The organism is Ruminococcus sp., assembly GCF_017549005.1.
Classification (GTDB): domain Bacteria; phylum Bacillota; class Clostridia; order Oscillospirales; family Ruminococcaceae; genus Ruminococcus.
Genome location: NZ_JAFYYT010000052.1, coordinates 1 through 8,733, shown reverse-complemented (window position 1 = coordinate 8,733; position 8,733 = coordinate 1). Strand labels below are relative to the sequence as shown.

At 41.3% G+C, this 8,733-nt stretch carries 8 protein-coding genes; 6 read left to right on the top strand and 2 right to left on the bottom strand.

The window, feature by feature from the left end; genetic code table 11:
• Nucleotides 1–161: 161 nt before the first annotated feature.
• Together IKW96_RS12755 and IKW96_RS12750 are read right to left on the bottom strand one after the other, a co-directional pair.
• Nucleotides 162–1,658 carry an RNA-binding domain-containing protein gene (locus IKW96_RS12755; RefSeq protein ID WP_296575530.1) on the bottom strand — a complete coding sequence of 499 codons (1,497 nt, stop codon included), beginning with the start codon at nucleotides 1,656–1,658 and terminating at the stop codon, nucleotides 162–164.
• A gap of 82 nt (nucleotides 1,659–1,740) precedes the next feature.
• Nucleotides 1,741–3,690: a hypothetical protein gene (locus IKW96_RS12750; protein ID WP_296575528.1), complete on the bottom strand. Its 1,950-nt coding sequence runs from the start codon at nucleotides 3,688–3,690 to the stop codon at nucleotides 1,741–1,743.
• A gap of 376 nt (nucleotides 3,691–4,066) precedes the next feature.
• Between IKW96_RS12750 and IKW96_RS12745 the strand changes: the two genes are divergently transcribed.
• The 6 genes from IKW96_RS12745 (at nucleotide 4,067) to IKW96_RS12720 (ending at nucleotide 8,630) form a co-directional block, all read left to right on the top strand.
• Complete coding sequence (locus tag IKW96_RS12745) at nucleotides 4,067–4,924, top strand: XRE family transcriptional regulator (RefSeq protein WP_296575526.1); 858 nt, start codon at nucleotides 4,067–4,069, stop codon at nucleotides 4,922–4,924.
• Nucleotides 4,925–4,961: 37 nt separating this feature from the next.
• Nucleotides 4,962–5,252, top strand: a complete 291-nt coding sequence (locus tag IKW96_RS12740) for a hypothetical protein (RefSeq protein WP_028515202.1) — start codon at nucleotides 4,962–4,964, stop codon at nucleotides 5,250–5,252.
• 28 nt (nucleotides 5,253–5,280) lie between these two features.
• Nucleotides 5,281–6,903: a DNA methylase gene (locus IKW96_RS12735; protein ID WP_296575523.1), complete on the top strand. Its 1,623-nt coding sequence runs from the start codon at nucleotides 5,281–5,283 to the stop codon at nucleotides 6,901–6,903.
• Complete coding sequence (locus IKW96_RS12730) at nucleotides 6,878–7,369, top strand: hypothetical protein (RefSeq protein ID WP_296575520.1); 492 nt, start codon at nucleotides 6,878–6,880, stop codon at nucleotides 7,367–7,369. The genes IKW96_RS12735 and IKW96_RS12730 overlap by 26 nt, the downstream gene beginning before the upstream one ends.
• A 16-nt stretch (nucleotides 7,370–7,385) precedes the next feature.
• The gene (locus IKW96_RS12725) at nucleotides 7,386–7,664 is read left to right on the top strand and encodes a hypothetical protein (RefSeq protein ID WP_296575517.1); all 279 of its coding nucleotides are present in this window, start codon (nucleotides 7,386–7,388) and stop codon (nucleotides 7,662–7,664) included.
• Nucleotides 7,665–7,826: 162 nt separating this feature from the next.
• The gene (locus tag IKW96_RS12720) at nucleotides 7,827–8,630 is read left to right on the top strand and encodes a helix-turn-helix transcriptional regulator (RefSeq protein WP_296575514.1); all 804 of its coding nucleotides are present in this window, start codon (nucleotides 7,827–7,829) and stop codon (nucleotides 8,628–8,630) included.
• Nucleotides 8,631–8,733: the final 103 nt, after the last annotated feature.

Below are 8,733 nucleotides of genomic sequence, written 5' to 3'. Positions count from 1 at the left end.
TATCTGATTAGCTGCGCCGCACATTTTTGGCTATTTGTCAATACCTTTTTGCAAAAATTTACATTATATACAAAAAAAATAATCACAGGATCTTTTTGATTCCTGTGATTATTTTACTTTTCCTTAGCTTAATGACATTAACCCGAAGGTCTCTAATAATATTATTCATTTATGATCCATTTACCTTTGCGGTCGGAGCCTTCACGATAAATACGTCCGCTTTGTTTCAAAGCTTCCATTGCTGTTCTGACTCTTTTCAGACTTATATCCATAATCTCCGATATTTCCGCTTGGGTAATTTCAGGCTTTTCTCTTATAAGCTTAAGAACTTCTTCTATTCGTATCTCTATGAATGAACCTTTTTCATGCCTTTTTTCATGCCTTTTTTCATGCCCTTTTGTAAAAGCGGCATGATCCATCTCTACCAAAGGTAATGTAATTATAGTTTTATCAGGCGCATCTCCGCCAAAAAACTCTTCTATAGTAGGTTCAGCATAACCTGCCTGATTCCAGATATAAAAGATATCCGGCACACCGCTGCCAGCGTGTTCACCATAACCAAGAAGGTTGAACATTTTCATTATATTCGCGTTTCGTGGTTCAGAATCGCCGCCTCGAAGCATCTGTCGTTTACCAACTATACTCAGGCCCGGATTTTTCATTACAATCTTATCATCGTAGCTGTCAATCAATATCCCTCGTGAGAGATAGTAATCAGCATTCACAAGACAATTTACCAATGCCTCTCTGACAGCATTATGCAAAGGTGTCTCATCAACACGAACAATATTCTGAAGCTTAAACGGAACTTTCAGCATACGCAAAAGCTTCCTCGAAACTATAGTAAAGAAATCGAACACATTTCCTGACCAGTCCGGTGACTGTGAATATGTGCGATCTGTCCAGCGGACAGTTGGATCTGCATGGTCCTTATAATCAAGGAAGTATGCAGGATACTCCCGCGTTATCTTATATTCCTTTCCGAACATAAGCAAACCTGCGCCAGTCGGATGAAGTTTTTTGTCTTCGCAGTCATCGCTTGCAGCCCCGATCATTTCGAGGAATTTATCATCAGACAGTTTAGTCCATGCATGATCAGGATGTTTTGTACTAAACCAGACTCTATATGTTTTTACCGACTCAGGATCAAAATCAGACAATTCCATATTAGATAATACTTTCATATCCATGGTACGCCTTGTCTGATCACGCAACATTGCACGCACTTCTGCTTCGGTACAATGATAATCACCTTCATTATTGCGCTTATATGAGCCTCTGAACATATCTCCGTTTATATATACTGGCTTTGTTTCACGATCAGCCGCCGGAACTTCAATAACAATTATTACATCATCATTTACCGTATATGTTTTTATAGCTGTTTCAGATGTTAGGTTTATACTGATTCTTTTAGTATCATTAAGCTGATTCCAGAGATTTTTCTTTAATTTAGAAACATCCTTCATACCAGTTGTAAACCATGTGCCATCCTGTCGCTCTTTAACACCGCAAATAATGATTCCGCCGTATGTGTTAGCCATAGCAGAATAAGTCTCCCACAGGCTCTGTGGTAACCCACCTTCTGCCGATTTGACTTCACGACGATTATCTTCACGATAGCTTTCAAATAAAGCAAGATCAAATTCTTCTGCCATAGCTTGCCTCCTGTCAATGTATCGTTCCATATACGGTATTATACCACAGTTTCAAAGAGTTATCAACCCTTTAAGTAAATATTTATACCGCTTCGTTTTTCCTCTTCGCCTTTCTCTTAGGTTCCTCATTGTCTCTAGTCCACGGAGCAAAACCTTCTGCTTTAAGCAGGTCATTTATTTGAAATACATTTGCTTTTGGCAGCAGCTCCAGTATTGTCAGATACATCCTATGAGCCGGATTCTCCATATCGAACTCTACTCTTGCCTTTTGCATCAGATCAACACGGAAAGCTTCTTCAAGTTCAAGAGCTACACAAAACGCAAGAATCGTCTCAAGCTTGAACTTTCCCGCCGCCTTTTTTCCTTTACGAAGTTTCATTACTGTATCTACGCCCATGCCGCTTCGGTCAGCGACTTCATCAACTGTCACTTTGCACCTTTGCATATGAAATATTACAGCACGAGCCATTTCGTCCTGAACAGGATGTTCATCAAGCTTTAAGCTTTCATCCGTGATCTCATACAATGCCAGTCGTATCTTCTTTCTCTGTTCATCTGTGAGAACACGGTTCTCATCCGTTATCTTTGTCAGCTCATCTTTATGGAGCTCACCATAGGTATAGCTGTAGTCGAACTCAGCATACACCTTCTTAAAATCAAGGCAGCACTCTGCCATATTATGCCTTGCATATTCAGTCAGACCAATGCCCATACCGTTTTCTCTATGGACGTACTTATCGCTGTTAATAACAACATGTCCGTCTACATATGTAAACTTCTTTGTACTTATGAGGTCTGCGAAGGTTTTGCAGGAAGCATATACGTCTGCGATCTGGCGCAGGGACATTGTATATGTGTAGTCATCAGGAAAATCATATTCTACGTCATAATCCTCGACGTAGCTTGATACGTTATACACATAGACGCCACGCACTTCCGGCCAGCCAAGCTCTGCTATACGTTTCTTTGCAGTATTTCTGGTTACTCCGAATTTTCCCTTTACAAGATTTATAAGGCCTCTGTAACATTCCCAGTCCGGTTCTCCCGGTTGCCTGTCCAGGTAAGAAACGATGACATCCGTTGTCTGCTCCACTGGCATCTGAATGAATCGTGGGATAGCAGTTGCCTGCGTTTCCATCCATTTCAGACAGCTTTTCTGTGACTGAGAATAGAAGTAATCATTGAACTCAGGCATCTTCATTCCGACCATTTTTCTATAATAGCTCTGAAGCTCATAAAACAGGTTATGAAGATAGGCATGAACGCACTCATGAATAATAGCGTTCTGCGCCTCATCATCATCAACGATGTTATCTATAAAGATAGTTGGTACTGTGACGTGGATTGCTTTAGCTCTCCCCTGTTCATTATACACCTTCGTATCCCGTTTTTCAAGTATCAGCTTGGATCGAATATTTCCATTTTTCGATAAATGGGCATACTTGATCTCAAGCCCCATAGCCTTTGCAATAGCAACCGCATTTACTCGGCAGGGATAATTTGCCTTATACGGATAATACTTATCGACTATTTCATCTGCAATGATTTCAAAATCCTTCTTTGACAGTATCGGTACAAGATATTCATCCAGTGGCTGACACAGCCGTATATATTGACCGTCGTAAAGCTCTGCATCAATAAGGAAGTCTGATATGCCTCCTGATACAAATACACCGTGCACTATATATTTCTGGCAGCAGCGATACGCTCCCTCTACCAAAACTACATTGCAGATTACATACATAGAAAAGGAATCATGGTCAACACGGTCATATCTGCCGTCTTCTATTACAACAGTTTCTATCTCTGCTTTATATGATATACCCCACGGCAGAGAAAGCTGTCTGTATAGATAAAGCTCACGGATAAAACGGCCATAGTCTGCAGTATAGTTCCATCTGAGGAAATCTGTAAAAGATACTATCTCCGGCAATTCGCCGTTCCATCCCGGATTTCGTATAACCTTATACTGTCCCGGATGAACCTTATCCGGAATATGAAGAAAAGGTCCTCTGTTAATATATATTGTCATTTACGCCCTCCTGTTTCGCAACTTGTATTATGACTCCATTCTTTTGTTATTCCCTATATCTTTCTGTAGCGAATTGGGTTGATGGCGAAGTGTACCGGTATACTTCCCTGCCCTTTGCTGTACACACCCTACAGCAAAAGGCTCATTTTTATATAGGCGGAATATCGGCAACCATATTATAACACAGCAGAAATTAATTTGCAAGCATAATTTTCTATTGACAAAACACGATTAGTGTGTTATAGTATATATAAAGACAACGTAATAAGGAGTTTTTCAAAGCTTAAACCATTATCAGTGTTGAAACTGTATTGAAAAACTTTGTAGACATTCACAGTTTCTCATTTAACTATTCGTTATGTGGAAGGAGTCTGTTATGAAACAGGAAGACAAGAAATCTAATACATCAAAGAGCAGCAAGAAAAGCAATATCACGAATCCTGTACATCTGAAGGATGCACACGCTGTCGGAAAGCGTATTAAATATTACAGGGAGCGCTTAGGTCTTGAGCAGAAGGCTGTAGCCAGCGTAGTAGGTATAACTCCTAATGCTGTCAGCAACTGGGAAAGCGGCAGAACAAGGCCTGATTTCAGTGTCGTTCCCACATTATGTGAACTGCTTGGAATATCTCTTTATGAGTTATACGGCATAGATAATCCTATAAATGTATACACTGAAAAAGAACAGATGATGATAGAAGACTATCGCGGTATGACGCTTGGACATCAGCTTGCCGTTGAAAATCTTATCTCTTCACTTAAGGCAGCAGAGTTTGCAGGCAGATGCCCGGAAATTATCAAACTCACATTCTGTGACAAGGGCCTCGCTGCAGGTTTTGACAGCGGCGTAGAATTCGAGGATGAAGGCGAGCCTATCTACCTCTACCCTCATACAAATACAGCTATACGTCAGGCTGATCTTGTATTTGCTGTAAACGGTGATAGTATGGAACCCGAGTATCATGACGGCGATATGGTTCTTGTTGAAAAGTACCCCGGTTGTCCCGAACTTCAATATGGTGAGGTCGGCGCTTTCATGGTCGGCAACAACACATATATTAAGGTATTAGAGGAAGACGGTCTTCATTCCTATAATAAGAAATATCCACCCATGCATTTCAATGATGATGACAGCGTGTATCTCATTGGCCGCGTGCTGGGAATTCTGGATCCTGAATCTATCGCAAGTCAGGCAGATGCTGACAATTACGAGGCTATACACTCAGAAGACTAAGATATATATACGAGACTGTTCAAAGGAGGTCTGAAGTATGAAACAACCGGTAATAAGAATGGAACGTGTATATGTGAAGGTCAATTCTGATTTTGACTCTACAGGATATATGCAGCCAAGATCCATAACATGGAGTGATGGCCGTGTATTCCAGATTGAAGCCGTCAAGGATTTCAGACCTGCCGGCACTCATCATGATAGCCCAACCTGTGACTGCTATACTGTTGTAGTTAAAGGAGAAACGAAATATCTGTACTTTCAGAAATCCAATAATCAGCATGCCAGCAGAGTCGGAAGATGGTATGTGGAGTGTCCGACTGTTATATAGCGGCACGTATTAGAAGGAGCGTGTTAATATGGACAAGGTATATATAGCTATCGACCTGAAAAGCTTTTATGCGTCGGTCGAATGCGTTGATCGCGAACTTGATCCGCTGACAACAAACCTTGTCGTAGCAGATGAAACACGAACCGAAAAAACAATATGCCTGGCAGTCACACCATCACTAAAAGCATATGGTATCCCAGGACGTGCACGACTATTTGAAGTTATACAGGCTGTCAAAGAGATCAATCAGAAACGATTCAATGAAGCTTTCCGTAAAAAGAATCTTCCTAAGAATGATAAGGGCAGATACTGCTTCAGCTCATCCTCTTTTGATTCTGAAGCACTGGCTGCTGATCCGTCACTGGAACTATCATATATCATAGCTCCTCCGCGAATGAAACTTTATGAGGAGATAAGTACTAAAATATTCTCAATTTATACGCGATATATCAGCGCCGAGGATATTCATGTATATTCAATCGATGAATGCTTCATAGATGCCACTGGCTACCTCAACACCTATCACCTGACAGCTCACGAGCTTGCCATGACGATGATACGGGAGGTTCTCTATGAAACTGGCATTACAGCAACTGCAGGCATAGGAACAAACCTTTATCTCGCCAAGGTTGCTATGGATATAGTGGCCAAACACGTTCCTGCCGACAAAGACGGTGTCCGTATAGCAGAGCTAGATGAAACTAAATACAGAGAATTGCTGTGGTGCCATACTCCCCTGACAGACTTCTGGGGAATAGGCGGCGGAACGGCAGCGCGCGTAGCTTCTCTCAACTGCTTCACAATGGGAGATATTGCCCGTCTAAGCACCATAAATGAAGATCTGCTTTACAAGGCACTTGGTGTAAAAGCTGAGATAGTTATAGACCACGCCTGGGGCTGGGAGCCAACAAAAATCAGTACTATAAAGGCTTACAGACCATCCACAAATTCCCTTTCATCAGGACAAGTACTGAAAGAGCCATATACCTGTAAACTGGCACGGCTGATAGTAAGAGAAATGACCGAATTACTTGTACTGGATATGGTCAGTAAGTATGTTGTCACACGAAAGATAACTCTTACGATTGGTTATGATAGAAGCTCTCTTCAGCTTCTGATGCACGGCAACACACCGAAAAATGATATTTATAAGGTGACAACAACCGGAAAAGTGTATGAAGGCAGAATAACAAAGGATCACTACGGAAGAGTTATCCCCTATCATGCTCACGGTACAGGTAATCTTGACAACTGGACCTCATCAACAAAGGACATTGCCAACTGCATGATGGAGCTATATGATCGTATTGTAGATCCAGATCTCCTTATAAGGCGAATCAACATTTGTGCCTGCAATCTTATTTATGAAAACAATATCCCTATAGATGACTCTCCTGTGCAGCTTCAGCTATTCGTAGATTATGAGGAAGAAGAACGCAATAAAGCTGACAAGGAAGAGAAAGAAAAAAGAGAACGGTCACTGCAGCGTGCAACACTGCTATTACAGAGTAAATACGGAAAAAATGCTGTTCTCAAGGGAATGAACCTTATCGACGGTGGAACAACAATAGAACGAAACGGACAAATCGGCGGACACCGAGCTGCAGCTCCGGAGGTGAAGAAAAATGTCAAAGGAAATCCAAAACACTGAACCTGACCCAAGAATAGTATATGCAGATATATTTGACCTGCCTCACTGGCAGTCACCGAACAGAAAAACTATGTCACTTTATGAAAGAGCCTCTATATTTTCATCATTCGCCGCACTCGCAGGTTATGAGGACATGGTCAACGAAGAGGCTAGAATCGTAAGCAAACAAGAAAAACTAACTGAAGAGGAGATGGAGACATTGAACTGGAAAATCAACCTTATTGCAGACATTCTGGAGGATGGACATCATCCGATACTGACATTTACATATTTCCTGAACGACAAAATGAAGGAAGGCGGCTCATATGTAAAAATGACAGAGCGTGTCAGGAAGGTCGATACCGTTAATCACAGAATAGAATTATACAAAACTGTCGGCACCAGTCAAAGCTACATGGAACTTGACATGGATAAAATAAAGGATATCAGCGGTGATATTTTAAATCACATTTCTGACTCTGCTTAATGAGGAGGCTATATTTATGACTGATATTAATGTTCCTACCAGCTTGCTTCCTAAAGATGTACGTCATCCTGCAGCTTTCATAGCCGCTAAGAATCCAGATCTGCCGGATTATGGAATCAGCACAGGAGACATTGTATTAGTCGATCAGGATGCAGATTTTGCTACGGGAGAACTATCAGTCTATAAATACACCCGCTCCCCTATATATCGAATAAGCAATCGAAAAAGAAAGGCCGAACACTTTGGAAAAGTAGTGATGGTTATACACTATTACGGAAACAGGCCATTAATATGAATTATACTGCCGAGGTAGTCAAAAATGCCTCGGCAGTTTTGTTTATTATGTCGATTGACTATTTTACCGGCTTCTGATATACTTGTGCTCGTAACATAAAATACATCTGGTTGATAACTTTTCGCCAACTGGTCGCATTAATTATAACACAGGAGAACTACAATGCACTATATTGAATTTCCATTCCCGTTTGATAACAGACTCACAAGTCAGGATATCCTCCGTACGCGCCGTGAACAGCTTAAACTGACTCAGCAGCAGGTAGCTACAGGAGCACATCTGCAACTACGCCAGTATCAGCGAATAGAAAGCGGAGAACGTAATCTTGAGACTGCTACACTAAAAACTGCACTATCAATCTGTGCTGTACTCAAACTAGATCCCTTCACCTTCTTACCTGAAGGAGAGCTTATGAACAAGTACTATGAGCTTAACACCAAGGGAAATAATACATGGGCTACAGAAGAACTGCTCACCCTTCTTATAAGTCAAGCGTGCGACATTTATAACGAAGAATTCGGCACAAACTACTCTCTCGATAATATCAAAATAGCCTTCTGCACTCTTGATAACATAGTTGATGTATATAGGGGATTTACGGCAGAATACGGATTTCATTCAGAAATGAAGGTTTTAAGCGATTTTGAATCTGAACTGGCTGAAGCATTTATCGGACAGACCGATATCGATGATCCGAACCATATCGACGGAATCCTTCTTCGACTTGACCCACCTAAGGAATTCTCAGATCAAAAATATTATCAGTTAGTAATCGTACATGAACTGGCGCATATTTTCTGTACCACACACGAATTAGAAAGCGCTGGAAAATCCGGTCAGCGTTTCTATGATCTATACTGCGAAGGAAAGGAAGGCTCACCTGCCGAGCAATTCAATAACGGCTTCATAAGTGCAGGATACGCCATATTGAATATAGCGCTCCGGTTGAACACCCACGGCCGGTGAAGTTGAACAGTAGCGTCGCTTAAAATGAACAGTATCGTCGCAGCAGTTGTACATTGACACAGCCAAACTTGTATGATACAATAATTATGCTTTACTCACAGGG

What these genes read in the sequence shown, in the direction of transcription:
- IKW96_RS12755 (WP_296575530.1), bottom strand. Translation starts at nt 1,658, where the DNA reads ATGGCAGAAGAATTTGATCTTGCTTTATTTGAAAGCTATCGTGAAGAT.
- IKW96_RS12750 (WP_296575528.1), bottom strand. Translation starts at nt 3,690, where the DNA reads ATGACAATATATATTAACAGAGGACCTTTTCTTCATATTCCGGATAAG.
- IKW96_RS12745 (WP_296575526.1), top strand. Translation starts at nt 4,067, where the DNA reads ATGAAACAGGAAGACAAGAAATCTAATACATCAAAGAGCAGCAAGAAA.
- IKW96_RS12740 (WP_028515202.1), top strand. Translation starts at nt 4,962, where the DNA reads ATGAAACAACCGGTAATAAGAATGGAACGTGTATATGTGAAGGTCAAT.
- IKW96_RS12735 (WP_296575523.1), top strand. Translation starts at nt 5,281, where the DNA reads ATGGACAAGGTATATATAGCTATCGACCTGAAAAGCTTTTATGCGTCG.
- IKW96_RS12730 (WP_296575520.1), top strand. Translation starts at nt 6,878, where the DNA reads ATGTCAAAGGAAATCCAAAACACTGAACCTGACCCAAGAATAGTATAT.
- IKW96_RS12725 (WP_296575517.1), top strand. Translation starts at nt 7,386, where the DNA reads ATGACTGATATTAATGTTCCTACCAGCTTGCTTCCTAAAGATGTACGT.
- IKW96_RS12720 (WP_296575514.1), top strand. Translation starts at nt 7,827, where the DNA reads ATGCACTATATTGAATTTCCATTCCCGTTTGATAACAGACTCACAAGT.